This window comes from Bacillus sp. AFS037270 (assembly GCF_002585305.1).
The window spans coordinates 61,141-87,128 of sequence record NZ_NUNF01000034.1 but is presented as its reverse complement, the minus strand read 5'-3'; the positions used below and the strand labels follow the sequence as shown (position 1 = coordinate 87,128).

At 39.3% G+C, this 25,988-nt stretch carries 23 protein-coding genes; 22 read left to right on the top strand and 1 reads right to left on the bottom strand.

The window, feature by feature from the left end:
* The first annotated feature begins 651 nt into the window (after positions 1–651).
* From COD92_RS17825 to COD92_RS17740, 18 genes are all read left to right on the top strand, one after another.
* A complete protein-coding gene (locus COD92_RS17825) occupies positions 652–2,427 on the top strand; it encodes a DNA/RNA non-specific endonuclease (protein WP_098528883.1) in 1,776 nt (591 codons plus the stop codon).
* Positions 2,428–2,469: 42 nt separating this feature from the next.
* Complete coding sequence (locus COD92_RS33390; RefSeq protein WP_098529000.1) at positions 2,470–2,586, top strand: riboflavin kinase; 117 nt, start codon at positions 2,470–2,472, stop codon at positions 2,584–2,586.
* A gap of 1,149 nt (positions 2,587–3,735) precedes the next feature.
* Positions 3,736–4,383, top strand: coding sequence for a GntR family transcriptional regulator (locus tag COD92_RS17815; RefSeq protein WP_255286597.1), 648 nt, complete (start codon positions 3,736–3,738; stop codon positions 4,381–4,383).
* Between the two features lie 4 nt (positions 4,384–4,387).
* Complete coding sequence (locus tag COD92_RS17810) at positions 4,388–5,692, top strand: MFS transporter (RefSeq protein WP_098528887.1); 1,305 nt, start codon at positions 4,388–4,390, stop codon at positions 5,690–5,692.
* 105 nt (positions 5,693–5,797) lie between these two features.
* Positions 5,798–6,997, top strand: a complete 1,200-nt coding sequence (locus COD92_RS17805) for a CaiB/BaiF CoA transferase family protein (protein WP_255286591.1) — start codon at positions 5,798–5,800, stop codon at positions 6,995–6,997.
* Positions 6,998–7,013: 16 nt separating this feature from the next.
* Entirely contained in the window at positions 7,014–8,288 is a 1,275-nt protein-coding gene (locus COD92_RS17800) for a 3-isopropylmalate dehydratase large subunit (RefSeq protein ID WP_098528890.1), read from the top strand.
* Positions 8,289–8,786 (top strand): LeuD/DmdB family oxidoreductase small subunit, encoded by a 498-nt coding sequence (locus COD92_RS17795; RefSeq protein ID WP_098528892.1) that lies wholly within the window; start codon positions 8,289–8,291, stop codon positions 8,784–8,786.
* Positions 8,787–8,810: 24 nt separating this feature from the next.
* The gene (locus COD92_RS17790; RefSeq protein WP_098528894.1) at positions 8,811–9,713 is read left to right on the top strand and encodes a hydroxymethylglutaryl-CoA lyase; all 903 of its coding nucleotides are present in this window, start codon (positions 8,811–8,813) and stop codon (positions 9,711–9,713) included.
* A 26-nt stretch (positions 9,714–9,739) separates the two neighbouring features.
* Positions 9,740–10,495, top strand: coding sequence for a maleate cis-trans isomerase family protein (locus tag COD92_RS17785; protein WP_098528896.1), 756 nt, complete (start codon positions 9,740–9,742; stop codon positions 10,493–10,495).
* Between the two features lie 97 nt (positions 10,496–10,592).
* A complete protein-coding gene (locus COD92_RS17780) occupies positions 10,593–11,672 on the top strand; it encodes a tartrate dehydrogenase (RefSeq protein WP_098528898.1) in 1,080 nt (359 codons plus the stop codon).
* A 288-nt stretch (positions 11,673–11,960) separates the two neighbouring features.
* A complete protein-coding gene (locus COD92_RS17775; RefSeq protein ID WP_098528900.1) occupies positions 11,961–12,257 on the top strand; it encodes a putative quinol monooxygenase in 297 nt (98 codons plus the stop codon).
* A gap of 1,057 nt (positions 12,258–13,314) precedes the next feature.
* A complete protein-coding gene (locus COD92_RS17770; protein ID WP_098528902.1) occupies positions 13,315–14,715 on the top strand; it encodes a purine-cytosine permease family protein in 1,401 nt (466 codons plus the stop codon).
* 285 nt (positions 14,716–15,000) lie between these two features.
* Positions 15,001–16,104 (top strand): amidohydrolase/deacetylase family metallohydrolase, encoded by a 1,104-nt coding sequence (locus tag COD92_RS17765; RefSeq protein ID WP_098528904.1) that lies wholly within the window; start codon positions 15,001–15,003, stop codon positions 16,102–16,104.
* Positions 16,082–17,191, top strand: a complete 1,110-nt coding sequence (locus tag COD92_RS17760; protein WP_098528906.1) for a DgaE family pyridoxal phosphate-dependent ammonia lyase — start codon at positions 16,082–16,084, stop codon at positions 17,189–17,191. The genes COD92_RS17765 and COD92_RS17760 overlap by 23 nt, the downstream gene beginning before the upstream one ends.
* Positions 17,188–17,943: a 2-dehydro-3-deoxy-phosphogluconate aldolase gene (gene dagF, locus COD92_RS17755; RefSeq protein ID WP_098528908.1), complete on the top strand. Its 756-nt coding sequence runs from the start codon at positions 17,188–17,190 to the stop codon at positions 17,941–17,943. Before COD92_RS17760 ends, dagF begins: the two co-directional genes overlap by 4 nt.
* A complete protein-coding gene (locus tag COD92_RS17750) occupies positions 17,936–18,949 on the top strand; it encodes a sugar kinase (RefSeq protein WP_098528910.1) in 1,014 nt (337 codons plus the stop codon). Before dagF ends, COD92_RS17750 begins: the two co-directional genes overlap by 8 nt.
* Positions 18,950–18,965: 16 nt before the next feature.
* Positions 18,966–19,688: a GntR family transcriptional regulator gene (locus COD92_RS17745; RefSeq protein WP_098528912.1), complete on the top strand. Its 723-nt coding sequence runs from the start codon at positions 18,966–18,968 to the stop codon at positions 19,686–19,688.
* 52 nt (positions 19,689–19,740) lie between these two features.
* Entirely contained in the window at positions 19,741–21,066 is a 1,326-nt protein-coding gene (locus tag COD92_RS17740; protein WP_098528914.1) for a GntT/GntP/DsdX family permease, read from the top strand.
* A 251-nt stretch (positions 21,067–21,317) separates the two neighbouring features.
* Here COD92_RS17740 and COD92_RS33180 read toward each other — a convergent pair whose 3' ends face one another.
* Positions 21,318–23,423 carry a transporter substrate-binding protein gene (locus COD92_RS33180; protein ID WP_176550453.1) on the bottom strand — a complete coding sequence of 702 codons (2,106 nt, stop codon included), beginning with the start codon at positions 23,421–23,423 and terminating at the stop codon, positions 21,318–21,320.
* A gap of 300 nt (positions 23,424–23,723) precedes the next feature.
* Here COD92_RS33180 and COD92_RS17730 point away from each other — a divergent pair, with 300 nt between their 5' ends.
* Genes COD92_RS17730 through COD92_RS17720 form a run of 4 tightly spaced genes read left to right on the top strand, consistent with a single transcriptional unit; the run spans position 23,724 to position 25,983 of the window.
* Complete coding sequence (locus COD92_RS17730) at positions 23,724–25,271, top strand: sodium:solute symporter family protein (RefSeq protein ID WP_098528917.1); 1,548 nt, start codon at positions 23,724–23,726, stop codon at positions 25,269–25,271.
* Entirely contained in the window at positions 25,268–25,498 is a 231-nt protein-coding gene (locus tag COD92_RS17725) for a hypothetical protein (RefSeq protein ID WP_098528919.1), read from the top strand. The genes COD92_RS17730 and COD92_RS17725 overlap by 4 nt, the downstream gene beginning before the upstream one ends.
* Before the next feature lie 15 nt (positions 25,499–25,513).
* Entirely contained in the window at positions 25,514–25,675 is a 162-nt protein-coding gene (locus tag COD92_RS32085) for a hypothetical protein (RefSeq protein WP_176541125.1), read from the top strand.
* A gap of 5 nt (positions 25,676–25,680) precedes the next feature.
* On the top strand, positions 25,681–25,983 hold the full coding sequence (locus COD92_RS17720; protein WP_098528921.1) for an urease subunit gamma: 303 nt from the start codon (positions 25,681–25,683) through the stop codon (positions 25,981–25,983).
* Positions 25,984–25,988 lie beyond the last annotated feature (5 nt).

The following is a 25,988-nucleotide window of genomic DNA, read 5'->3' as shown; positions in this document are numbered from 1 at the left end:
TTAGAAAGTAACGCGCTCTAGGGAAGAGAAGCGTTTTTCTTTTTTATTTATACGGAACGTTTGTTCGTGTATAATAAGGGTATAAAGAAACGGGGAGATGACCGCAATGGCTAATCGCGTTAGAGGCGTTATGAAGTGACAGCTCACCTTTGTAATGCCGGAGCAAATAAAGATGTAGCGGGAGTATTGGAAGGATTAGGAGCAACAGCCTAAGCCGTTTATGGTAGGGGTTAGAGATTTAAAACGGCATGAAGACGTGAAACAGTGCTCAAAGCGTACCGCCGTTACTTATGCAGTATGTAGGTTAACGTTAAAGGGCAACATTGAAGAAATCTATTTGAAAGGAACATAGGTGGGAAAAACACACCATCATCATCAAGAGGATACTAATCTAATTACAATAAACTAGCATTCACTTGAATTCAAAGAAAGTATAAAAAAGTAGTTAAAATTGTATTAATTACGGGAATATTTCATGCCTTTAGTATTTTAGTCACTAAAATATCTAACACGTAAATTTTACAATAGGTATTTCTTTCTAAATAAATTGCAATTCGTCTTAATTACCACATTACTATAGTAAATAAGGAAATATATTTATTTAAAGTGAATATTCGCAAGGATTTTTATTAATATTTTAGGAGGCAAAATATGTCTATTATACGGTTTGATGATTTTCAAAAATTTAATCAGGACCTTGTATCTATTCAGCAACAACAAGCACTAAAACGTTACATTGAACGTTCAAACGAGCGAGAACGAACCATTGATAACCTAAATAGTAAGAATCCATCGGAAATAGATACACCAGAGAGAATTGCTATTCGTAAGAAAATAATAAACCCTCTAGATGGACTAGCTTTTGAACGGATATTTGGGGAGAATGATTTATTTCCTATTTCTTATTTTGAGGCAGGGCTTAAAGCAGCAAAGCCTGTCTGTAGAATTGAGGTACGTGATAGAATTGGTCGAATTCTTGGGCATGGCACTGGTTTTCTTGTTTCGTCCAATCTATTACTAACAAATAATCACGTATTAGAAAATGAGGATTCTGCTCTTTTTAGTGTTGCACAATTTAACTATGAAATGGATCTTGATCAAAAGGAACGTACGATTAAAAGCTTTCGATTTAAACCCAATACTCTATTTATTACGGACCAAAAGTTAGATTTTACTTTAGTAGCCATTGAAGAGATCTCAGCGGATGGGTCAAAATCCAGTGATTTTGGATTCTTACCGTTACTCCCTCAAAAAGGGAAGGTTTTACTTGGTGAATATGTATCAATTATTCAACATCCTTCTGGCGCCCCAAAAGCTGTAGCTCTTAGAGAAAATAAAATTACTGATATATTTGATGATTATATTCATTACTCAACAGATACGAAGCCAGGATCTTCTGGCTCCCCAGTTTTTAACGATCAATGGATAGTAGTTGGTCTACATCATGCAGGTGTTCCAGATCCTAATAATAATACTAATTACATAAACAATGAGGGTATCAGAATTAGTAGCATTTTAAAATTTGCTATGGAGCAGAGCGCAAATTTAAGTGATGAAAAGAAAGCGTTAATTGATAGAATTAGTAATATTAGGGAAGGCGTTGATACAAAAACTGAAGAATGGCATGAATCTTCGACTGGCCATGATACTAAATTTCTTGGAGACAACTATGAAGTTCCTCATCCAAAATTTCGTTCTGACCTTAAACAAGACATAGTAACACAAAGTAACGGTGACACTGTGTTAAACTATACACATTTTTCAATCGTTATGAGTAAGTCCAGGCGTCTAGCTTATTATACAGTAGTTAACATTGATGGAAACAAGCTAGTGAACATTGGTCGTGAAAATAAATGGAACTTTGACCCACGTATTGAAGAAGAATATCAGTGCGGGCCAGAACTTTACGATAATAATGATATTGATAAAGGACATCTCGTACGCCGAAGAGATCCTGTTTGGGGAGATACTGCAAATGAGGCAAATAAGGATACATTTCACTATACGAATTGTTCTCCACAACATAAAGATTTAAATCAAAAAACATGGTTGGATTTAGAAGATTATATTTTAGGAAACGCTGATAAGTTTAATCTGAAAGTTATAGTTTTTACAGGTCCGGTATTTCGGGGTGACGATATAATCTATCGAAACGTTCAAATACCTACAGAATTTTGGAAAGTTGCTGTTATGGTTAAGGAAAATGGGGAATTATCTGCGACCGCCTATTTGCAAACTCAAAAAAATTTGATCGATAATTTGGAATTTGCCTATGGAGAATTTAAAACATACCAAGTAAAAGTTTCAACTATTGAAAACTTAACTGGTCTCGACTTTGGAAAGCTAAGATATCACGATCCAATGGAACGTATTGAAACAACTGTAGTAGGTCGCGTTATTAATAACTCTAAAGATATACTTTTCTAGGTAATTATGGTGAGGAAATCAACGTAGAGGTGAAATTTTTTTATAAGGGAAGAAATCAAGTTTAGCTCAATCAACCATCTCATTCAACAGATTAAAAGTGATATTAAGAATGTTAACTATAAATTTGAGTTACAACATATGGGTAAAATTGGGGTATAAAGATTTTTAGTTTTTACCGTAAGCGATTCTTAGTAGAATTAGTTTTTTTCAGTAGGTTTACAAGAGATAAATTATAATATTAAGTTTATAAATGAAGTTATGTCATTTATTAATTACCTGTGGCATTTTTAAAACTACCCATTGTTATACCATCTTTGTTATTTTTTTAGAAGTTTAGGGTGCCATGATTGGGGCTCAACTTTTATAAATTAAAACTCACACAAGAAAACACTAGTAAGCAAGAAGAGAGCTTGATTTATCAAGACGTGAGGGTACTAAGATACTAGAATAACAGGTGCTAGCAAACTTCAAAAAAGCTTGAGATCCTTGAAATTTGTGAGTACATGTAAATGTAGGTAACTGAAAGTCTCGAATAGCAATTTTCGAGACTTTTTATTTTTGTGTTTGATTTCCTACTATCACAAGTTTTACTCGAAATGAATTGAGTCTAGGGTTTAGATTATTTACTATTATTATTATATCTTGATAATAACATTTAACAATATGTAAACATATATGATAAGACATATTATATAGTATTTTATGAAAAGATTTGGCTTTCTGTATTCTACTTAATATGGACCCTGGTCCTAAGATGCATGTGGTACTCAAACCACGGAGCCCGGCTCATACAAGCGGGCGTTTATGGATGGATAGAATAAGCCCCCAATCATTCTCCATCGATGTACGAGAAAAGCTTGGGTGAAAATTACACCAATCACACGGTATGAAGAGAAGCAAAATCCTGTTTACTAGCGCTGCGTCTGAGGCCAAAGTGAATATCAAATGCGAGATTATTGATGTGGGATCTGTGGTATTGCTGACAGCGCCGTCGGAGCTTGTATTATTTGGATGGCACATATGACGGTTCTAAATGATACAAGCGGTATAGCTATCACGCAACTTGGATTAGATGGTACATCTAAGTTTGCTGGAGATTTACTCTAAATTAGTGGAGGAGGAAAAGGGAAATGCTGGATGCTAAAGATAATTGGCTACTAAATTTTTTCAACTAAAATATAAAATTCAGAAAATATTCTATTTTTTGCATGTTGACCGTTGACTGTCGACACAAAATAGAATAATATACAATTAAAGACTTGAAAACGTTTTCTGATAAACTTGAAAGGAGTTGATGAATTGTTAACTGTGGTTAAAACTGAGCCATTGCATGCTCAGCTCTATCAATTAATAAAAAAGAGATTGATAGATGGATTTTATCAGCCTGGTGAAAGATTGGTAGAAGTTCGTTTGGCAGAGGAATTTAGTGTCAGCCGGGCACCAGTAAGAGAGGCCTTGAGGATGTTAATGCAGGATGGGCTCCTACTTCAAAAAGGCAATGCTCTCCATGTATTCGATCCAACCTTGCAGGATATGATTGATATTTATCAATGCAGGCAACGGTTGGAGGCACTTGGAGCGAATCTTGCTGCAGCCAATATGAAAGAAGAAAAACTAAATCATCTTAAGGAAATCATGATAGAAACAAAAGTAGCGTGGGAAACAGGGGACATGGTAAAAGTAGTTTCACTAAACATAAGTTTCCACGAGATAGTTCTTGAGGCTTCAGGGAATCAGCAACTTATTTCCTTGACCAGTATGATAAGAGACAAGGTTACATATCTCAGAAATTGTAGCTTCAAGGGGAATGTTAGAAATAAAAGTTTTTTAGAGGAACATGAACAAATTGTTAAGGCCCTTGGGGATAGGGATGGGGAAAAAGCAGAAAGAGAAATGCACGTTCATATTGAAAATGATTTGCAGGCATTAATTTCATTATACAAAAACAGGGGGTAACACAATGGGAGTACCATTAAAGGCTACGTCTATTACTCAACCAGCGGTTGCACAAAAGGGTGCTTTAAGTACATTATTTGGTTCATGGCTTGGATGGCTTTTTGATGCTCTTGATGCAGGTGTTTTTGGATTTGTCATACTTGCTATTGCCGGCTCCTTCAAGGTAGAAATCAGCTCAGTTGTTTCAACTGTTGCCTGGTTTCTATTAGCTACCGGGGTTGGAGGATATTTCTTAGGTAACATATCTGACCATATTGGCAGAAAGAAAACCCTCGTAATTTCCGTTTTAGCTTATGGAATTGGAACCTTGCTCTGTGGAATGGCTGACAATGTGGTTCAATTAAACATTTATCGTTTTATCGTTGGTGTTGCAGTAGGCGGTCTCTGGTCAGCAGCTGCTGCCCTTATTTCTGAAGTTTGGGCTCCAGAAAAACGAGCAAAAGCTATTGCGTTTATGCAAACTGGCTGGGCAGGAGGAAATCTCTTGGCGGCAATCTTTGCTTGGTCTATTCTAAATCCTGCTGATCCTGAATCATGGAGAAGTCTTTTCATGATTGCCAGCATACCCGCTTTTGGAACCGTTTTATATATCTTGTTTTTTGTTAAGGAATCACCTGTCTGGCTAGCAAACAGAGAATATATCAAAAACAATGCAAAAAAGGCTGGCATTGGGGCAATTTTTAAGCGTGAACATTTAAAAGTTACTATACTTGCACTGGCAGTCTCTATTCTTGGAATGATTGGCTACTGGATTATCTTCACATTTGTACCAACTTATCTACAAAAGGTTCTTGGTATCCGAATCGACCAGGCTCCTGTATTCCTAATCTGGACAGGTATAGGGGCAATGTTTGGATATATTGTATACGGTTACATGGCAGATAAAATTGGTCGAAGACTTTCTTTTACATTCTTTTTCCTTGGCATGACTTTTATTGTTCCTGTATTTACATACGTTTCAAGTCACATGCCATTAACTGACGGAAAATTGCTGCTAAACGGGCATAACGTATTGGTCCTTGGTATCATTTCAGCTCTGCTTGGTTTCTTTACTGGCTATTTCAGCGGATTTGGCGCGTGGTATTCAGAGTTATTTCCAACAAGTATTCGTGCTACAGCAGCAGGGTTCTGCTTTAACTTTGGACGAGTAGGTGCAATTGCAGGAATCATCGTAGTTCCAATGCTTCTTGCATCAGGATTTTCATATCCAGTTGTGATCACTCTTGCCGCAGTTTCCTACTTTATCGCTGCGTTCCTCGTTTTGGCCATTCCTGAAACCAAGGGTGTGGAGCTTACTAGCGGCAACTAATTTAATTCTTTAGCCTAGTTAGGTACTTCGCTTCCTTCATGTAAATGAGGGAAGCGAAGTTTTCTTCATTTTAAACTACATACAAAAATTTGGGAGATGATTGTAATGGGAAGAAAAGCACTCGAAGGTTTAAGAGTGTTGGAAATGGGTCAGCTCATTGCAGGGCCATTTGCTTCTCGGCTACTGGCGGAGTTTGGCGCAGACGTAATAAAGGTGGAGTCACCTACAACAGGAGATCCTATACGAACATGGCGTATAGTCGAGAACGGTACCAGCCTCTGGTGGTATGTACAATCAAGGAACAAGAAGTCTATAACAGTAGATTTACGGCAGGAGGAAGGCCAGGAAATTATCCGCGGCCTTGTAAAAGAAATTGATATTTTAATAGAGAACTTCCGTCCTGGTACCATGGAAAAATGGGGTCTCAGCTTTGAAGAATTAAAGAAGATTAATCCAAGATTGATTATGCTTCGAGTTTCTGGTTATGGGCAGGATGGGCCTTACCGTGATAAGCCAGGCTTTGGCTCGATCGGTGAAGCAATGGGAGGCCTTCGTTATATTACCGGTTATCCTGACCGTCCGCCAACAAGGGTAGGAATCAGTATCGGGGATTCCCTATCAGCTCTTTATGCAGTAATCGGGGCATTGATGGCAGTTTATCACCGCGATGTAAACGGAACAGGTGAGGGGCAAGTAATTGACGTTGCACTTTACGAATCAGTATTCAGCCTGATGGAAAGCACCATTCCGGAATACGACCGGGCAGAGGTGATCAGGGAAAGAACAGGCAGCACTTTACCGGGAATTACTCCTTCGAACACGTACGCTTGTGCCGATGGCAAGTATGTAGTAATTGGAGCAAACGGCGATGCCATTTTTAAACGTTTGATGAATGCTCTTGGCCGTGAAGATATTGCAGAGGATCCACGATTCGAGAACAATGCAAAACGTTCAGAACATGCTGAATACCTGGATAGAATTATTGAAGATTGGACTAAGAGCATGCCTTTCAGCGAGGTTATTAAGTATCTCGATGCTGCTAAGGTTCCCGCTGGATCAATTTATTCTGCTGAAGATATTTTGAATGATCCTCACTACCAGGCTCGTCAAATGATACAGGACGTGGAAGTAGAGGGACTCGGAAATCTTAAAATGCCTGGTATAGTTCCTAAAATGAGCGCTACACCTGGTGGTATCGAATGGGCAGGTCCTAAGCTTGGCCAGCACACAGAAGATGTTCTTAAAGAAAAGTTACAACTAACAAAAGAGCAAATTGTGGAATTAAAGGACAAGGGAATCATTTAAGAAGGGACTGATTGTCATGGGAATGACCATGTCAGAAAAAATACTAGCCAAAGCATCTTGTCAGCCTAGTGTAAAAGCGGGAGACATCGTGTGGGCTCAAGTTGATATCGCTCTTATGCACGACTTATTAGGCCCTTGGCTTGTAGATGGAGGTTTTAAACGCCTTGGCGGTAAACTGTATGATAAAGAAAAAGTAGTAATCGTTTCAGACCACTGTACACCACCGGCAACAGTCCAGCAGGCAGATATTTTAAAATTCACGCGCGACTGGGCAAAAGAGCAGGACCTTTCTTATTACTATGAATTTGAAGGTCCATGTCATCAGGTAATTGCAGAACACGGCCATGTCCGTCCGGGCAGAGTCATCCTCGGTACAGATTCACATACCTGTATGGCTGGTGGGTTAGGTGCTTTTGCTACAGGTATTGGTTCCACCGAAATGATTGGTGTTCTCTTAACCGGAGAAACCTGGCTGAAGGTTCCTGAAACGATTAAGATCGTTTGGGATGGTGAACTTCCTGAAGGCGTTTATGCAAAAGACATGGTATTAAAAACAATTAAAGATTTGGGACATGCTGGGGCGACTTATCAGGCACTAGAGTTTTCCGGGTCTGCTATTCAGAATCTATCCATCGATGAGCGCCTCGTTCTGTCTAATATGGCTGTTGAAGCGGGCGCTAAAACAGGATTGATTGAACCAGATGAAAAGGTTATGGAATACCTTCGAGCTAGAGGTGTAACAGACGATATTGAATTCTTTAAAAGTGATGAAGATGCTGAATATATCCGCACCCTCTACTATAATGCCTCCGAGCTTGAACCACAGGTTGCTTGTCCGCACGAAGTGGATAATGTTCATCCAGTGAGCTCAGTTGAAGGGGTTAAAGTAGACCAGGTGTACCTGGGGTCCTGTACTAATGGAAGAATCAATGATTTACGAATTGCAGCTAACATTTTAAAGGGCAAGAAAATAGCGAAAGGCATACGCTGTCTCGTTGTACCGGCTTCCCAGCATATCTGGATGCAGGCTAGCAAAGAAGGAATTCTGGATATCTTGACCGAAGCTGGCTGTATTGTAAATATGCCTTCCTGCGGAGCATGCGGCGGATTTACAAGCGGGGTTATCGGTGCAGGCGAAGTCGTAATGTCCTCCTCTAACCGGAATTTCCGAGGAAGAATGGGAAGTCCAAAAGGCGAGGTGTATTTAGGCTCACCAGCATCAGTGGCGGCAACAGCTCTTGAGGGAAAAATAACTGACCCTCGAAAATATGTATTGGAGGGAGTCTTGTAAATGTCTTTCGTTATCCGTGGACGAGTTTGGAAATACGGTGACAATATCAATACCGATATCATCTCACCAGGTCAATATATGAGCCTGCCTGTTGATAAACAGGCTGAACATGCAATGGAAGCGGTCGACCCTGCCTTCCATGAAAAAGTAAAACCTGGAGATATTTTGGTAGCTGGCAACAATTTTGGGTCCGGTTCAAGCCGCGAAACAGCACAAATGGTATTAAAACATCACAAAATCGGGGCAATCATTGCGAACTCCTTTGCCCGAATTTTTTACAGAAATTCTATTAACGTTGGGCTGCCGGTTGTAGAAATCACAGACACATCTTTAATTGAAGAGGGCGATGAGATTGAAATCGACCTCTTGGCAGGAAAAATAATTAATCACACAAAACAGACTGAATATAAAGGTACTAAACTCCCTGAACATTTAATCGAAATGGTTGAACTCGGTGGTTTGGAACCTTATTTAGCTAAGAAATTGGGAATTTCCTAAACTAGAGAAAAGGAGGGTCCCCCAATGAAAACTCCAGAAAAAGTAGACATTATCGAGGTAGGACCGAGGGACGGAATTCAAAACGAGTCAAATTTTATATCTACGGATAAAAAAATCGAATTGATTAACGCCTTAAATAAAACCGGAATTAAAAGAATGGAAGCCACTTCCTTTGTACATCCAAAATATGTTCCACAAATGAGGGATGCCAAAGATGTCCTCGAAGGAATCGAAATGGATGATTCTATTCAGTACATGGCACTGATTCCAAATGAAAAGGGTTATGACCGTGCCATTGCTAGCGGCATTAAAGCTCTCTCTCTTGTTGTTGGAGCAAGTGACAGCTTCAATTTAAAAAATGTCAAAATGACAAGAGAGAAATCCATTGAAAGTTTTGAAACTGTAATTAAAAAAGCGAAAGATCAGGATATTTTTATCCGTTATAATATTGCCACTTCCTTCTGGTGTCCATTTGAAGGTAAAGTAGATTCTAGCATAGTTTTAGATATAGTAGAAAAAGCTGAACAGCTCGGCGTCGATGAAATTGTTATTTGTGATACAATTGGCAGGGCAAACCCTTTACAAGTTTTTCATTTATTGGAAAAAACTATATCATTAAAACCAAAGGCAGTACTTACTGCCCACTTCCATGATACATATGGAATGGCACTAGCCAATGTAACTGCAGCTCTTGAGGCGGGTGTGACACGTTTTGACGCTTCAATTGGTGGTCTTGGCGGATGTCCTTTCGCTCCAGGTGCGGCAGGAAATGCCGCTACAGAAGATATTGTTTTTATGTTGCATGAAATGGGAATTGAAACAGGAATTGACTTAAATCAGCTTCTAGCATGTGTTGAATTGGTCAAGCCTTTAACAAATCGGAATTTAACCGGCCATCTCAATAAAGTCGAGGAATGCAGATTATAGATTCATATTTTAGGAGGATTACTACCATGACTAAAAACTTCCGAGTAGGACTTATCGTACCAAGTTCAAATACAACAATGGAAACAGAAATACCAGCGATGCTAAATTCTAGAGTGCAACTGTTCCCTGAGGAAACTTTTACTTTCCATTCTTCCAGGATGAGAATGATGCATGTAAATCCAGAGGAATTAAAACAGATGGATGTAGAAAGTGATCGCTGTGCTGTAGAACTTTCTGATGCGCGCTGTGATGTTCTTGCCTATGCATGCCTCATTGCAATTATGTGTCAGGGCCCTGGATATCATCAGGTTTCTGAAAAGAGACTTGGCCAAGCAACGGCAGACAATGGGGCTGCCACCCCGATTGTCAGCAGTGCTGGCGCGCTAATTGATGGTATTAAAACCATTGGTGCTAAAAAAGTATCCATAATCACCCCTTATATGAAGCCTTTAACTAATATGGTAATTGAGTATTTGAATACAGCCGGGATTGAAGTAATTGACAGCATTAGCCTTGAAGTTGCAGATAACCTTGAAGTAGGAAGACTCAATCCGATGAATCTTCTAGAACATGCCGAGAGACTGAAAATTGAAGGAGCTGACGCCGTTGTTCTTTCTGCGTGCGTTCAGATGCCGTCATTACCTGCAGTTCAAAAGGTACAGGACAAATTGGGCTTGCCTGTTCTTTCAGCGGCAACTTCAACTGTTTATAAAATCTTAAAAGGGTTAAATCTTAAAGCGGAAGTTCCAAATGCTGGACACCTACTTTCAGGTAAATTCTAAGTTCCCGGAATTTGAATTATTTATTCAATAGAAGGGATGGCAGACAAAAGCCATCCCTTTCGTCTAAGAGGCAACAAAACTGGTGAGGAGAGTATTTATGAAGAAGACTTATAAGATCGCTGTTATAGCGGGAGACGGAATCGGGCCAGAGGTATTAACGGAAGGAATTAAAGTTTTAAATAGAGTGGCTGAACTCGATGGCAGCTTTGAATTTGAGTTTACTCATTTTCCTTGGGGCTGTGAATATTATTTAAGTCATGGAAAAATGATGGACGACGATGGCCTTGAACAGCTAAAGGCCTTTGATGCTATTTATCTGGGTGCAGTTGGTTTTCCAGGGGTGCCAGACCACATTTCCCTTTGGGATCTGCTTCTCAAGATTCGCAAAGGCTTTGACCAGTATGTAAATCTTCGCCCAATTAAGCTGCTTGAAGGTGCACCTTGTCCTCTAAAAGATATTAGCCGCGATCAAATTGACATGTTGGTGATTAGGGAAAACAGTGAAGGGGAGTACGCAGGTGCTGGAGATTGGCTTTTCAAGGGACAACCTCATGAAGTGGTACTTCAAACAGGCGTGTTTTCCAGAAATGGTGTAGAAAGAATTATTCGCTATGCATATGAAGAAGCAAGAAAACAAGGAAAATCGCTTACAAGCATAAGTAAAGGTAATGCTTTGAATTACTCGATGGTTTTTTGGGATCAGGTCTTTGAGGAGGTTGGGAGAGAATACCCGGATGTAAAGACCGATTCCTATTTGGTTGATGCAGCGGCAATGTTTTTTGTAAAACAGCCTTGGCGCTTTGAAATTGTCGTAACAAGCAACCTGTTTGGGGATATCATTACCGATTTAGGAGCTGCTATCGCCGGAGGATTGGGACTTGCTGCAGGTGCAAATATTAACCCAACACGTGAGTTCCCATCTATGTTCGAACCAATCCACGGATCAGCACCTGACATCGCAGGAAAAGGCATTGCAAACCCATTAGCCACCATCTGGTCAGCTAGTCAAATTCTTGATTTCTTTGGCCATGATGATTGGGGAAAAGAAGTATTAAACTCCATTGAAAAGGTTATGTTAGAAGGCGAAGTACTGACTCCTGACATGGGAGGTCAGTCATCTACTCAGGAAGTAGGGCAAGCGGTAGCAGGCAAACTTAACATATTCTTGAAAAAATAAAAGTGTAGCGAGAGATTTAGGTTCAAACAACCATACGCTTATATGAAAATAAGGGCAATTGTCTTTGAGAAAGCCGTCTATTCCCTGGCCGGGCATGTCATATTGTTCGGCCTTATTAATTTATGTAACTCAGTTTTATGACAACTGCTAATAGTCTTTTTGACCCAGTCACTTTATTTATTAACTCCTATAAGATATGAGTTTTTAAGGGCTGCTGGAATTCGAGTCATTACACTTATACTTATCAAGTATACTGCATTTTAATTTCATTAAAGGAGATTACATGACATGATAGTTCTCACAGCAAAATATCATTGTAAGGCTGGTATGGGAGATACGGTAGAACAAGCATTGAGAGAAATGATCTTGTTAGTCAAGGAGGAGAAAGGATGTATTCACTACCTAGTGAACCGCTCGAAAGACGACCCAGACGCTTTTTTACTGTTTGAGCAGTATCAAGACAAACAAGCACTTGCAAGCCACTCAGAAACGCCTTACTTTAAGAAGATTGTTTTAGATACAATCGTCCCCTTACTCGAAAAACGGGAACGCACTTTTTATACGCCTGTAACGAATCTTTCTTAACTAAAATACCCATCAACTCGTTCAAGCCTTCAGCAGTATTCAACTGTTAAAGAATTTACTTAAACTAAGTCAATTTATTAATGCCGACACCCTAGAATTAAGAATTAGATTATCAAGACAATCGAATTATCCTAAGTATGATTGACCAAGTAGAAGAGGATAATGGGGAAAGTACTATTATAATGGATAGTAAAAAAACATTACTTAAGGCAAAGTATCTTTCACATTCCGTAAATCTGTAACAGACATTCCCATTTACAAAGTATTCTTTAATGTAGAGATATACTATAAACAACCATGATTAGTAAGACAAAAATTAAATATTGACTTAAAAGAGGGGCTGAGAAGCCGCTCTTTGTTTATTTCCTTCTTCAGAAGTGGGTCATGATTCTTGCAGCAGGTAATCATGTCAGAATATATACCTGACACAATTGGGCGTTGCCTTTTAATACTTCTTGTAACGGATTAACAAAGCTGTATTGAATATGGAATATGATTAGAGATCTTATGAAAGCCTGGAACGCATTTAAGTTCCTGGAAATCTTGATTATGTAAACTGATTGTGTTAAACTATTAACATATTAACAAGGTGGTTTTAAAAAGCTATTTATTTTTCTTATTCTGCTAGCGCTTTTTTGAATTAGGAGAATATTTAAGCTCTTCGCAAAAACCACATTGAATGCCTTGGAAAACACTAAATGTTGAATTGGGAATGGGTTCGGCGGGCACTAAATGCTCCAATTCGTACTCATTTTTTTTATTGTATAAAAGGAAAGTTTAATTTATCTCCTAATAAACCATGGCTGTTCTGTTTTTTATATTAAAAACCTCCACTTTACATCTAGCTGCCTAATCGGCGGTTTAATCCTTCTGAAAAACCATTACCTAGATCTGATGATTCCTCCGCAGTAATTATGAATCATAAAAAAATCCTATTTTTAGGTTCGGCTTTAGCACGGGCCAGTTGGTTCCAATTCATATAGTCATAGTATTTTTCTGACTTAAGTGTCCTGCATTCATAATATGTGAAAACATACACAAAGGAAGGAATGTTAAAATGGGGAATGTCCAAACTACAGATTTCAAAGAAAAAAAAGAGATAAAAGATGATTATTCGTACGATAAGGTACCAATACAAAAAAGGAATATGGGCTGGTTTAGTATTACAAACATTACTTTTGGAATCGCAACAGCCATTTTTTACTTTCAAATGGGAAGTGTAATGGCGCTTCAATTTGGGGCGGTTAACGCAATCATATCAGCCATTTACGCCATCGTTGTGGCTGGAATACTCGGAACAATCATTGCTTATTTATCAGCTAAATCTGGTATGAATGTGAATTTATTATCCAGAGGAGGATTTGGATATATAGGTGCCTCATTAACCTCTTTCATTTACGCATCCAACTTTATCATGTATTGTGCATTTGAAGGCATGATATTAGTTGCTGCCATACATGCATTTTTTCCACACATCCCAGTATGGCTTTTAATCATTATCTTTGGTTCAGTCGTTATACCTTTAAATTGGTTTGGTATCAAACAGTTGGATAAATTACAAAAATGGTCACTGCCTATATTCGGAGTATTTTTAATAACAACCATCATAGTAGCATTCAATAAAACCTCGGTTTACGACGAGAACTTTTGGACATATTTGCCAGATGGTGTTCAAACAGGAGGAACAGCTTTGCTTCTCTGCATCGGTATGCAGCACGGTATAATGGGGCTAACAGCTCTTCTTGGATCAGATTATGCACGGTTCCTTAAACCAAAGGATATTAAAATAGGATCATTCATGATTGGATTTGTACCACAAATTTTCTGTTTTGGAGTGATGGGCGGCCTTGGAATATGGTTTGGTGTTCGTTTAGGAGAGTCCAATCCAGGTGTTTACATTGTATCACTCCTTGGTTTAGGTGGAGTTCTATTTACTTTATTAACTCAAATCAGAATTAATATTACCAATATCTATAGTGCTTCACTTTCACTCTCTAACTTTTTTGAGAATGTTTTTAAATTTAAACCAGGCAGACGTTTTTGGATTGTTGTGGCAGGGGTAATATCCATGGCCATGATGTTGGGCGGCATACTGGATCATTTAGATACTGCCATGACATTCCAAGGGGTTTTTCTTTTGACTTGGGCAGCTATTTTGGTTACTGATTCTTTAGTAGTGAAAAAGATATTGAAGATTGGTCCTGGTTATTATGAGGCCAGACAGGAGAATTTGTATAAATGGAATCCTGTTGGAGTCATTCCGTTAGTTACGGCAAGTGTTTTAGGTACGGTGGCTGCATTAGGTTATATGGGGATGTTCTTACAAAGTACGGCAGCCTTTTTCGCGGCGATTCTAGCTTCTATCCTCACTGTAGTTTTCGCTGTGTTAACAAAAGGAAAATATTATAGCATGTGTAAAGCTGACGATATATCGGAAGATGATTATATTGCATCGTAAGTTATTTTAGAACTGTGAAAAGAAAATTATAGGAATCTTGCTAGTACCATTGTTGAAAAAATAAAAAAGCTGGCTCTAATTTGGTCCGTCCGAACCTTATAGAGCCAGCTTTTTTATAAATTTAAAGGTTCTATAGAAGGATATTAAAACATTCAAACATTATAACGTTATATTGACTGAACCAAAATTAAGTGGTAACCTTACTCTTGTAGGAAGAACCAAAGAAGAAGATGTAAACGCATACTAGTACCCATTTTATAAGGTCTACCGAAAAGGATGAGGGAAATGAAAGATCGTTTCGTACTACAGAATGTAAAAATGGTGAATGGAAATTCTGTAGATATCATAGTAGAAAATAGAAAAATTGTAGACATTGTTTCGGCTGGAACTGGATTTGGTGAAAAAATAGTCGACTTTAAACACAAGGTGTTTGTTTCCAGTGGCTGGATTGATATGCATGTCCATGCCTTTCCAGAATTTGATCCATATGGAGATGATGTGGATGAGATTGGCTATAAGACCGGGGTAACTACGATTATTGATGCTGGCAGTACGGGTGCCGATCGTTTGCCTGACTTGGTTAGCAGCTGTAAAAAGTCAAAAACGAATGTCTTCGCTTTTTTAAATATCTCACGAATTGGCCTTAGGCGAATTGATGAGTTATCCAATCTTTCTTGGCTTGATGAAGATGCACTTAAAAGGGCCATTGCGGAACACAAAGATTTTATCGTTGGACTGAAAGCAAGGATCAGTAAAAGCGTGGTCGGTTTAAATGGAGTGGAACCGTTAAAAATAGCTCGCAAATTTTCTAAGGACACCGATTTGCCTCTAATGGTTCATATTGGTTCGGGGCCGCCGGATATTAATGATGTCCTTGATTTACTTGAGAATAAGGACATCATAACTCATTACTTAAATGGGAAAGCCAATAATTTATTTAATGAGAATGGAAAACCTCTTCCTAAATTCCTGAATGCAATCAAACGGGGAGTTCATTTAGATGTTGGCCACGGGAATGCAAGCTTTTCTTTCCAAACGGCAATACAAGCGAAAAAGTATGGTATTCACTTTGATACGATTAGTACTGATATCTATCGTAAAAATCGTTTAAACGGTCCTGTTTATAGTATGGCCAATGTCTTATCAAAATTTCTGTATTTGGGTTATTCCCTAGAAGAGGTCATTGATGCAGTTACAGTTAATGCAGCAAAATGGTTGAGAAAACCAGCTTTGGGGAGGATTGCAACAGGTGATACAGCAAACCTCACAATATTCACTGTTGAGGAAGAAGCGACTTCGTTACTCGATTCGGAAGGTGAAGAGCGAAAAGCAGATCAAAAGATTGTTGTAAAAGGAGTGGTAATTAATGGAGAATACATTGAATGCTAAATATGGTTTGAAGAGGGTCATCAATGCAAGTGGCAGGATGAGTATACTAGGTGTTTCCGCTCCAACGGACACTGTTATGGAAGCCATGAAAATTGGCGGACAAAATTATGTTGAAATCTCTGATTTAGTCGATAAAGCAGGACAGCATATTGCTGGATTACTTCAATCTGAAGCTGCAGTGGTTGTCAACTCGGCATCAAGTGGAATTGCCCTTTCTGTAGCGGCGATTGTTACTGAAGGAAACCAACGAAAAAGCGAAAGACTTCACCAAGAACCGATTCGAAAGAATGAAATTATTATGCTGAAGGGCCATAACGTACAATACGGAGCCCCAGTCGAAACGATGATTTTCCTTGGTGGCGGAAAACTCGTGGAGGTTGGTTATGCAAATGAGGGGAAAGCGGAACATATTGCCGATGCCATATCTGAAAATACAGCGGCTATCCTTTTCGTCAAATCCCATCATGCTGTTCAAAAAAATATGATTTCGGTTGAAGAAGCCTGGGAAGTGGCTCAAGCGCATCATGTTCCATTGATCGTGGATGCGGCTGCTGAAGAAGATTTGAAAAAATATGTACAAGTTTCCGATTTAGCGATTTACAGTGGTTCGAAAGCGATTGAAGGTCCTACTTCTGGTATTGTAGCCGGGAAAGAAAAATATATCGATTGGATAAAGGTTCAATTGCACTGTATCGGCAGAAGCATGAAGGTCGGCAAAGAAACAACCTTTGGGCTATTGCAGGCATTAGATGAGTATTTTATCAAAACTGACAATAGTGAAAAGGAAAAAGCAAGTCTGCAAGTTCTCAAATCTCTTGAATCGATTCACGGTGTAAAAGTAACAATTGTACAAGATGAAGCTGGACGCGCAATTTTTAGAGCTCGCATTCAGATTAATCCTGAGGTTACGAAAATAACAGCTAAGGAAGTAAACAACAAACTAAAGAATGGTGAAATTGCGATTTATACCCGTGATTACGGAATTCGCCAGGGCTTTTTCGATATTGATCCACGTCCATTGCAAGGCGATGACATCTACGTGATTGAAGCTACATTAAAAGCGATTTTAGGAGGAAGAGAAGTATGACAAACATAGAAAAACGTTTTTATCAAAATCGTGTTGCATTGAATGTTCTAGCTAACAGCATTGAAAATGCAGTCGAAGTTTTTGAAGCTGCTGAAGGACATGTATTAGTTGGGGTACTTTCGAAGGATTATCCTACTGTCGATGCTGCTGTTACAGCCATGAAGGAATATGGGACAGCAATCGATGAAGCGGTTTCTATTGGTCTTGGTGCTGGTGATAATAAACAAGCTGCAGTGGTAGCAGAAATCGCTAAATACTATCCAGGAAGTCATATTAATCAGGTGTTTCCTGCGGTAGGCGCAACACGTGCCAATTTAGGTGAGAAAGATAGCTGGATCAATTCCCTTGTATCACCAACAGGAAAAGAAGGTTACGTGAATATTTCTACTGGTCCTGTAAGTGCTGCAGCTAGTGAAACAGCTATTGTTCCAATCAAAGCTGCGATTGCGTTAGTACGAGATATGGGAGGAAATGCATTGAAATACTTCCCAATGAAAGGCTTAAAGCATGAAGAAGAGTTCCGTGCCGTTGCTATAGCTTGTGGTGAAGAAGGGTTTGCATTAGAGCCAACTGGAGGCATTGATTTAGATAATTTTGAGACTATTTTAGAAATCGCATTGGAAGCAAAAGTGCCTAAAATTATTCCTCACGTTTATTCTTCTATTATTAATGAAGAAACTGGAAAAACAAATCCGGAAAATGTGAGGACATTATTAGCCATTACCAAAAAATTGGTTGAAAAACATGCCTAAACAGATCGTTGCTTTCGGGGAAGTAATGATGCGTTTGCAGGTGCCGGGTTACGAATTACTTACTCAGGCTAACACATTACAATACTCTTTTTCAGGCACGGGAGTAAATGTTGTTTCTGCGATGAACAAGCTTGGCTACGAAGGATATCTTGTTACTAAATTACCAGATAATCCTTTAGGTGATGCAGCAGTTACTTTTTTACAACGATTGGGGATCAATCGGAGATTCATTACTAGAGGCGGCAAATATCTAGGATTGTATTTTTTAGAAAATGGTTTTGGACAACGGGCAAGCCGAGTGACCTATACCAATCGTCTGGAAAGCTCCTTTAACACGGCTTCATTTACGGATTATAATCTGGATTTGATTGCTGAACAAGCAGATATCATTCATTTTTGTGGAATTACTCTTGCAATGACCGCTGACGTCCGCTATAGTATGAAGGCACTTGCCAAAAAGGTAAAAGAAAAAGGCGGATTGGTTTGTTTCGACTGTAATTACCGCCCTTCCTTATGGGAGGGAGGTTACGGGCAAGCAAAACCACATTATGAAGACATGCTTGCGTTGGCTAACATAGTCATGATGAATGAAAAGGATGCGATGTATATTTTAGGAATGGAGACAGCGGAAGTCTCACGAGAGGAACAGCTTAAAGATCTCATTCCTAAGGTTGCTAAACACTTTGATATTCAAACAGTCGCGGGAACACACCGAGGGATAAACAGAGATAATACCCATTCCTTACGCGGCTACATGTTTAAAGATGGGGAGTTTCACTTCTCAGAAAATATTTCTTTTTCCGTTTATGATCGAATTGGTGCGGGTGATGCCTACACTAGCGGGCTCTTGCATGGTGAATTGGCTGGATTTTCACCTGAGAAAACAGTCGGTTTTGCCGCCGCAGCGGGAATGCTTGCTTGTACCATTGTAGGGGATACCCCAATGTCGACGGAAGCTGAGATATTATCAGCCATGGCTGGAAGCATTGATGATATAAAGCGATAAAGGTAGGAGATACGGAATGAATGTGATTCGAAAAAAAGGGCCCTTGTATTTACAAGTAAAAGAAATATTAAAGGATCGTATTTTACATGGGGTTTATGCGATTAATACAAACATTCCCTCTGAGCCTCAATTAGAAGAAGAATTTAATGTGAGTAAAATTACAATTAGAAATGCCATTAAGGAACTTGTTCAAGAAGGATATCTTGAAAAGAAAAGCGGTAAAGGAACAAAAGTTATTGCTAATGTTTCGATTGCCAGGCTTTCAAAGGGAAAGCGGTTTACAGAAATATTAGTAGAAGAAGGTAACCAAATAACTAAAAAGGTGTTAAGTATTAAGAAGGCGGAATTGTCTCCGGACTCTGAACTCTATTCCTTGTTTGGTGACAATTGTATTCAAATAGAACGAATCTATCTTTTGGACAATGAGCCGTATATTCATTTCACTCATTATATTTTTTCGAACATGAGTGATAGAGAGGTAAAAGATGTTCATATTGGATCTTTGTACCGTTTTCTAGAAGAAAATAACATTAGGCTTGAATCATTTCGAGATGAGTTCTCTGTATCGATTGCACCGAGTTATGTTAGTGAAAGATTAAATATTGAAAAAGACACAACGGTGTTAAAAAGAATTCGTCGTTCCAGTGATGAAGAGGGAAATGTTTTGGAGTATAGCGTAGGTTACTATAATACAGCTAAACAAAACTATATTGTGACCTATAATGATTCCAAACAATAATCCCATTTATTTGCATAAAATGTAAGCGGATTCTAGGGAGAGGGTGGGAAAAATGAGTTTATATTTAATAGGAATTACCGTTTTAGCAATCGTTATCGTTATTTTAGGAGTATCGTGGTGGAAATGGCACGCCTTTATCAGTTTAACTGTAGCCGGCCTTTTTCTAGCTGTTTTTTCTGGAGTACCAATGGACAAGATTGTCGGTGCCTATGAAACCGGAGTGGGTGCTGTCCTCGGACATCTTGTAGGGATTTTAGCTTTGGGTACGATATTAGGTAAGATGATGTCTGACTCAGGTGCAGGGATGCAAGTGGCTGATTTCTTTATTAAAAAATTCGGTGTGAATAAACTGCCATGGGCGATGCTCCTTTCCGGATTTATTATTGGGATTCCCGTATTTTTTGAAGTTGGTCTAGTAATCTTGTTGCCTCTAGTTATTTCTATTCGTAAGTCTACTAAACAAAATATCTTATTAATTGGTATTCCAGTGCTCGCAGGATTATCAATTGTACATGGATTAGTTCCACCTCATCCAGGAGCAATGACGGCAATCGGCATTTATAATGCAAACCTAGGACATGTCCTTCTTTATTCATTAATCATCGCTTTACCAACAGCTATTATTGCTGGACCTATATTTTCAAAATGGGTTCATAAAAGGGTGATACCTGTTGGTGAACCAGAATTAATCCGCGTGGTTACAAAGTCAAGTGGATTACCAAGCACCGGGGTTTCATTTTTCATTATTTTACTACCTGTTTTACTAATGTTGTTAACTGTAATAGCTCCATATCTATCTCTACCTGATGTTATTGGTAAATTCTTAATACTTATTGGAAGCCCGGTTATTGCCCTATTAATCTCTTGTTTTGCAGCCTATTTTTTCTTAGGCTACCGCCAGGGAATGGACAAAACTTTAATCAAAAAATTAACAGAAGAATGTTTATTGCCACTAGCTTCGATTATTCTCATTATTGGTGCAGGCGGAGGGTTCAAGCAAATTCTAATTGAAAGCGGTGTAGGCAACGCAATTGCGACAATGTCAGAGCAAATGTCATTATCACCCATTGTCCTTGCCTTCCTAGTAGCAGGCTTAATCAGAATTGCTACTGGTTCAGCAACCGTTGCGTTAACCACCGCAGCTGGTATTGTTTCTCCAGTAGTGGCCCACATGTCTGGTGTTAATTTAGAATTACTAGTTATTGCAACTGGAGCAGGTTCATTAATGTTTTCACATGTGAATGATGCCGGTTTCTGGTTAGTAAAAGAATACCTAGGATTGACTGTAAAAGAAACATTCAAAACATGGACAGTTATGGAGACAATTCTTTCCTTTGTAGCATTTGCTTTAACTCTACTATTAGATGTATTTGTTTAAGGATAGTACCATTGAACAAATTGAGCAATAACTTTGTGAATCAACATTTGAGAGGGTGCCCTAAAGTTACTTTGGGGCACCCTTTTGCATTTCGTTACAGGTTTGATCATTTGTAGGAGTGCTGTGCAATAAAAGGGGTGCTACGGCGGTTTTTGTTTTGTTGAACTAACGGGCCTAGACGAGTGCTTTAACTATTATCTGATAGGAAATGCCATATGATACTAGAGAATTCTTAATTAAATAATTACATACTATCCGAACAATTCCATCTGGATGAGGTGGGAAGGTAGAGCAGCACAGTTAAAGATGATAAACGGTTGTCCCTTGCGGCTGCTTTTATTGTGTATGACCCTGGCAAACGTCTCCTTCCCGGTTCCATTTTCTCCAATCAGCAAGACATTCGTATCCGTTTTTGCAGCAATATTGGCAAAAAACAAGCTCTTCAAAAACCCTTTGCTCTTTCCAATCAGGTTTGAGTCAGCTCGTTTTAAAATCGAGGGATTTACCGAAGGTTTGACGCTGACAAAATGGTCATTCCCTTTCTTTGTGATGTTGATTTCAAAAAATTCATTTGAACTGTTTTGCTGCACCACTTTCCGGGCTTTGTCTAAGGTTATGCTGCTAACGGTTTTTTTGATAAACTCGAGCAAAAAATCCTGGTGCTCGATCCGCAGCTGCTTGGCGGAATGGTTTTCAAACACAATGTCATTCTTACGGAAGATCCATAACGGCTCATTGATTACGTTTGAAAAATAATTTAACCATTCATAAGTGGAAAGATACTGATCCGATCTTTCGAGCAATTCAACACAACCGGAAGCGATTTTCGACAGGAAGGACACGAAAAGATGAATAGAAGCTTGATTTTTACGGCTGACGAAGATGCCTAAGCAGCCGATTAAACGCTCGTTTTTATTTTTTATCGGGATCCCAATGGTGGTCCATTTATTTAAATGTTTGTCCATATGTTCTTCCTTTATAGTAAAAGAGGGGATGTTTGTAGTGAGAGCATGAACAATCCCTGAGTTTCGCAGCATCGGCATTTGCCAGGCAGATGTTCCGATCGGAAAGAATAATGAATTTTTTTCTAATAGGGATTGACCGTTTAGAATGGAAATTAATTGGCCATCGTTATCAAAAAAAACAATAGGATCGGTTGCATCCTGTGTCGCTTTTTTCAATTCGTTGATGAGCGGCTGATAGTGCTTCCGCTTAACTTGTAACTGCTCATCGAGCTGATCCAGCGATTTATCCTTATTTTTTTGATCGAAAAAAATGTATCTGGCAAACGGAATCGGTTGAATGAGGCGATCCGATCTCCACAAAATATCAAATTTTCCATCCTTGTTTACTTGTCCGATCCTCGAATTCAGCCAAAGATGCTGGTTGTCTTTATCTACCGTGATTTGGCCTTGAGGGGCACGAAACTGAACACCTCTTACATTCTTTAAAATCGAGGCCGTATCGATATTCCCACATTTTCTTAATGCCTCGACCAATAGATAAACGCTGTTATAGGCGTTTTCCATAACTGAACTTACAATATCGGTATCATATAAATCTTTGAAACTTTTTAAAAATAACTGGTTTTCCGATGTTTCAATTGAATCAAAGTAGGGAAAGCAGGCATAGTGGCCAACGGTGTACTTAGGATCAAGCGCAGCTACTTCCGTTTCTGCAGTAATTAAACTTGCAATCGGTTTTTTGATCCCGGCTTCATAATATTGCTTATAAAAAGCTACAGCACTGCTACCAACGAGAGTTGAAAAAAAAATGTCCGGATCCAGATCCTGAATTTTTTTCACATTTTCTTCAAATTTCTGCTTGCCCAACGGGGTGTAGTCCTCGCCTAAAACCTTTCCTTGATAAACCTTTACCAGTGAGCGGATATGGGCGTTGGTTTCGTGGGGATAAATATAATCAGATCCAATTAGGTAAAAGTTCTTGCCGATGTGGTCCGCCATCCATGGAATAAAGTGAATCAGATTTTGTGTTGGCAGCGGCCCGCAATAGATGATATTGGGATGTTGTTCTTCGCCTTCATATCCATTTGGATAAAAAAGAACAGAATGATATTTTTCTATAATCGGAATGACTTCCTTCCGAGAAGCGGAAGTGTATAAGCCGATGATCGCGGTTACTTTATGTTCGACGATCAATCGTTCCGCTTCTCTTGCTGCGATATAAGGATTGGAAGCTGTATCCGCAACAAAGGGCCTGATTTTCCTCCCGTTTACCCCGCCGTTTCGATTCACTTCTTCAATGGCTAGGAGGGCGGCCTGATATTGTCCTCTTTCAGAGATTTCCATTGTTCCGGATAAAGAAAATAGAATCCCCACTCTAATGCTTTTATCCATCCAACCACTCCCTTTCATGTTACATATTGTTCATTTTACAAATAGAACACCCTTGTACATAAAGTGAACAATATGACCACTTATTTTTTGATTATAAAGAAGGTTCAGGAAAAAATGCAATTGATTTGGAAGAAATTATGCAAAAAACATGTTAGAAAATCTAACGTGGTTGTAGATAGAAAGAGAAATTATGTCTATATTTAAAACTGTTCTAGAATTTTCTGACAATAACACTGTGTTAATGAAACATCTTAGAAATATCTGTAACATAACTGTAATATTAAAAAGTGGAGGGGTAGCATGTTAACACCAAGTGTAGGGTATCTTATTTTACTTATTTTCGGAGTTTTGTTTACGGGGGTTACGGCGGTTATTCACCGCATGGATTCCAAACGCAAAGGAAAAGAAATGACGGCGGAACAATATAACACTGCCGGAAGAAGTGTAGGGGTTGGTTTGGCCAGCGCTTCGATCGTAGCGGCTTGGACATGGGCTGCCACGATTATGATGTCATCCTCGACCGGTTATCAATATGGAATCAGCGGGCCATTTTGGTATGCGGCTGGTGCTACGATCCAAATCTTATTATTTGCGATCCTTGCTGTTCATTTAAAAAGAAAAGCACCAAACGCTCATACGTTTTTAGAGTTTATTTCACAGCGTTTTGATAAAAAAAATCACCGCTTAATGCTCGTATTTGCGCTGATGACGAATATTATCGTCACCTCGATGATCATTCTCGGCGGCGCGATCACGTTAAATCAGTTAACAGGAATGAATTTATATGTAGCAGCCTTTTTAATACCTGTTACATTCACGATTTATACGATGATTGGCGGACTAAAAGCTTCATTTATTGCCGACTATTTGCACACGGTGATCTTATTTGTTGTTCTATTGATCTTTGGGGTTGCGGTCTATAATAAATTTGGCATCTCCAATATTTATGAGGGGCTGCGTGCCTTGCCGGAATCCAAGCAAATGCTGACGATGGCATCTATTCCAGGGCTGTTGTTTGGGATTATTAATATTGTTGGGAATTTCGGAACCGTTTTTGTCGATCAAGCCTATTGGCAGCGGGCTATTGCCAGTACGGATAAAGCCGCTTCGAAAGCGTACATATATGGAGGGATCTCCTGGTTTTCGATTCCATTTGCGGTAGCTACGATTTTGGGTGTTAGTGCGGCCGGCCTTGGAATTTCAGTTTCTTCTCCTGATTCTATTGCACCGATTATGGCCTCACACATCCTTGGGTCGGTTGGATCTGTTCTGTTTTTGACCATGCTGTTTATGGCAGTTACGTCTGCGGGGTCTGCGGAACTGACAGCTGTTACGAATATTATCGTTACGGATATTTATCGTCATTCGATCAACCCACATGCCGGCAGTAAGAAACTATTGCGTGTTTCCCGTTTGGTTACATTAGGGTTTGGATTATCGATGGGAATCTTTTCGATCCTACTATTCTATTTAGGAATCAGTCTTGGCTTTGTTTATATGGCAATGGGGATTTTTGTTAGTGCAGCCGTTATACCGGTCACACTTGGACTCGTTTGGAAACGAGCCACAAGTGCAGGAGCCTTTTACGGTGCATTGTTGGGGATGATTGGCGGCGTGACAGTTTGGCTTATTTCTGCTTATGTAACAGCAGGGCATGTGAACGTTGAATCGTTGGGCGGGCTCAACCCGATGCTGTTTGGTAATCTGGCAGTGTTTGTCATCAGTGGAGTGATTTCCATTGGGCATGCACTCATCTCTACTGAGGAATTTCATTTTGAGTCGTTAAAAGACAAGTTTAAGAGTTTTGATGAAAGTCATAGCATGGATAGAAAGGAGAATTTGGGATGAACGATCTGGAGTTAAAAAAACAGACGAAGCTGTACACTCGTTGGGCATTGGGGTTAAGTTTAATACTTGTCGTCATTTGGCCGGGAATTATGTTTTCGACAGGGTATATCTATAGTCTTTCCTTTTTCACGGGCTGGGTTTGTCTAGCATTTGGCTGGCTGGTGTTTGCTGCGCTTTTTATCACCATTCGGCCATTGATTGAGCTGTATAAGGAATACAAGCGATAAAGGGGAATAGAATGATTGGTCACCAAAGCAGCAGGTCTTGGCTGCTTTGGTATTCATGTTGAATCACGAGGAGCAAATGTAGAATCGGCTGGTAAACGTGCAGAATCCCGAGTCCAATATGTATTTTTTCAACGTTATGAAAGGAATTCTCCGATTACAGGAAAAAAGGAAGGGTGAAAAAGATGAAACTGACCTCACGTGAAATGGAAAAGCTTATGGTTGTGGTGGCTGCTGACCTGGCGCGCCGCCGACAAAAAAGAGGCTTAAAACTTAACTATCCTGAAGCCATCGCCATCATTACCTATGAAGTTCTCGAAGGGGCGCGGGATGGACAAACGGTGGCACGGCTTATGCAATACGGCACCACCATTCTGACAAGAGAAGATGTGATGGAAGGCGTGCCGGAAATGATTCCGGACATTCAGGTCGAGGCGACATTCCCGGATGGTACAAAACTGGTCACTGTACATAACCCAATTCGATAACCCGA

Excerpts from the sequence above, each read along its gene's own strand:
- COD92_RS17725 (WP_098528919.1), top strand. The coding sequence starts at position 25,268 with ATGAACGATCTGGAGTTAAAAAAACAGACGAAGCTGTACACTCGTTGG.
- COD92_RS17800 (WP_098528890.1), top strand. The coding sequence starts at position 7,014 with ATGGGAATGACCATGTCAGAAAAAATACTAGCCAAAGCATCTTGTCAG.
- COD92_RS17720 (WP_098528921.1), top strand. The coding sequence starts at position 25,681 with ATGAAACTGACCTCACGTGAAATGGAAAAGCTTATGGTTGTGGTGGCT.
- COD92_RS17775 (WP_098528900.1), top strand. The coding sequence starts at position 11,961 with ATGATAGTTCTCACAGCAAAATATCATTGTAAGGCTGGTATGGGAGAT.
- COD92_RS17750 (WP_098528910.1), top strand. The coding sequence starts at position 17,936 with ATGCCTAAACAGATCGTTGCTTTCGGGGAAGTAATGATGCGTTTGCAG.
- COD92_RS17745 (WP_098528912.1), top strand. The coding sequence starts at position 18,966 with ATGAATGTGATTCGAAAAAAAGGGCCCTTGTATTTACAAGTAAAAGAA.
- COD92_RS17760 (WP_098528906.1), top strand. The coding sequence starts at position 16,082 with ATGGAGAATACATTGAATGCTAAATATGGTTTGAAGAGGGTCATCAAT.
- COD92_RS17825 (WP_098528883.1), top strand. The coding sequence starts at position 652 with ATGTCTATTATACGGTTTGATGATTTTCAAAAATTTAATCAGGACCTT.
- COD92_RS17730 (WP_098528917.1), top strand. The coding sequence starts at position 23,724 with ATGTTAACACCAAGTGTAGGGTATCTTATTTTACTTATTTTCGGAGTT.
- COD92_RS17770 (WP_098528902.1), top strand. The coding sequence starts at position 13,315 with ATGGGGAATGTCCAAACTACAGATTTCAAAGAAAAAAAAGAGATAAAA.
- COD92_RS17790 (WP_098528894.1), top strand. The coding sequence starts at position 8,811 with ATGAAAACTCCAGAAAAAGTAGACATTATCGAGGTAGGACCGAGGGAC.
- COD92_RS33180 (WP_176550453.1), bottom strand. The coding sequence starts at position 23,423 with ATGGATAAAAGCATTAGAGTGGGGATTCTATTTTCTTTATCCGGAACA.
- COD92_RS17780 (WP_098528898.1), top strand. The coding sequence starts at position 10,593 with ATGAAGAAGACTTATAAGATCGCTGTTATAGCGGGAGACGGAATCGGG.
- COD92_RS17785 (WP_098528896.1), top strand. The coding sequence starts at position 9,740 with ATGACTAAAAACTTCCGAGTAGGACTTATCGTACCAAGTTCAAATACA.
- COD92_RS17765 (WP_098528904.1), top strand. The coding sequence starts at position 15,001 with ATGAAAGATCGTTTCGTACTACAGAATGTAAAAATGGTGAATGGAAAT.
- COD92_RS17810 (WP_098528887.1), top strand. The coding sequence starts at position 4,388 with ATGGGAGTACCATTAAAGGCTACGTCTATTACTCAACCAGCGGTTGCA.
- COD92_RS17795 (WP_098528892.1), top strand. The coding sequence starts at position 8,289 with ATGTCTTTCGTTATCCGTGGACGAGTTTGGAAATACGGTGACAATATC.
- COD92_RS17740 (WP_098528914.1), top strand. The coding sequence starts at position 19,741 with ATGAGTTTATATTTAATAGGAATTACCGTTTTAGCAATCGTTATCGTT.
- COD92_RS17805 (WP_255286591.1), top strand. The coding sequence starts at position 5,798 with ATGGGAAGAAAAGCACTCGAAGGTTTAAGAGTGTTGGAAATGGGTCAG.
- dagF (WP_098528908.1), top strand. The coding sequence starts at position 17,188 with ATGACAAACATAGAAAAACGTTTTTATCAAAATCGTGTTGCATTGAAT.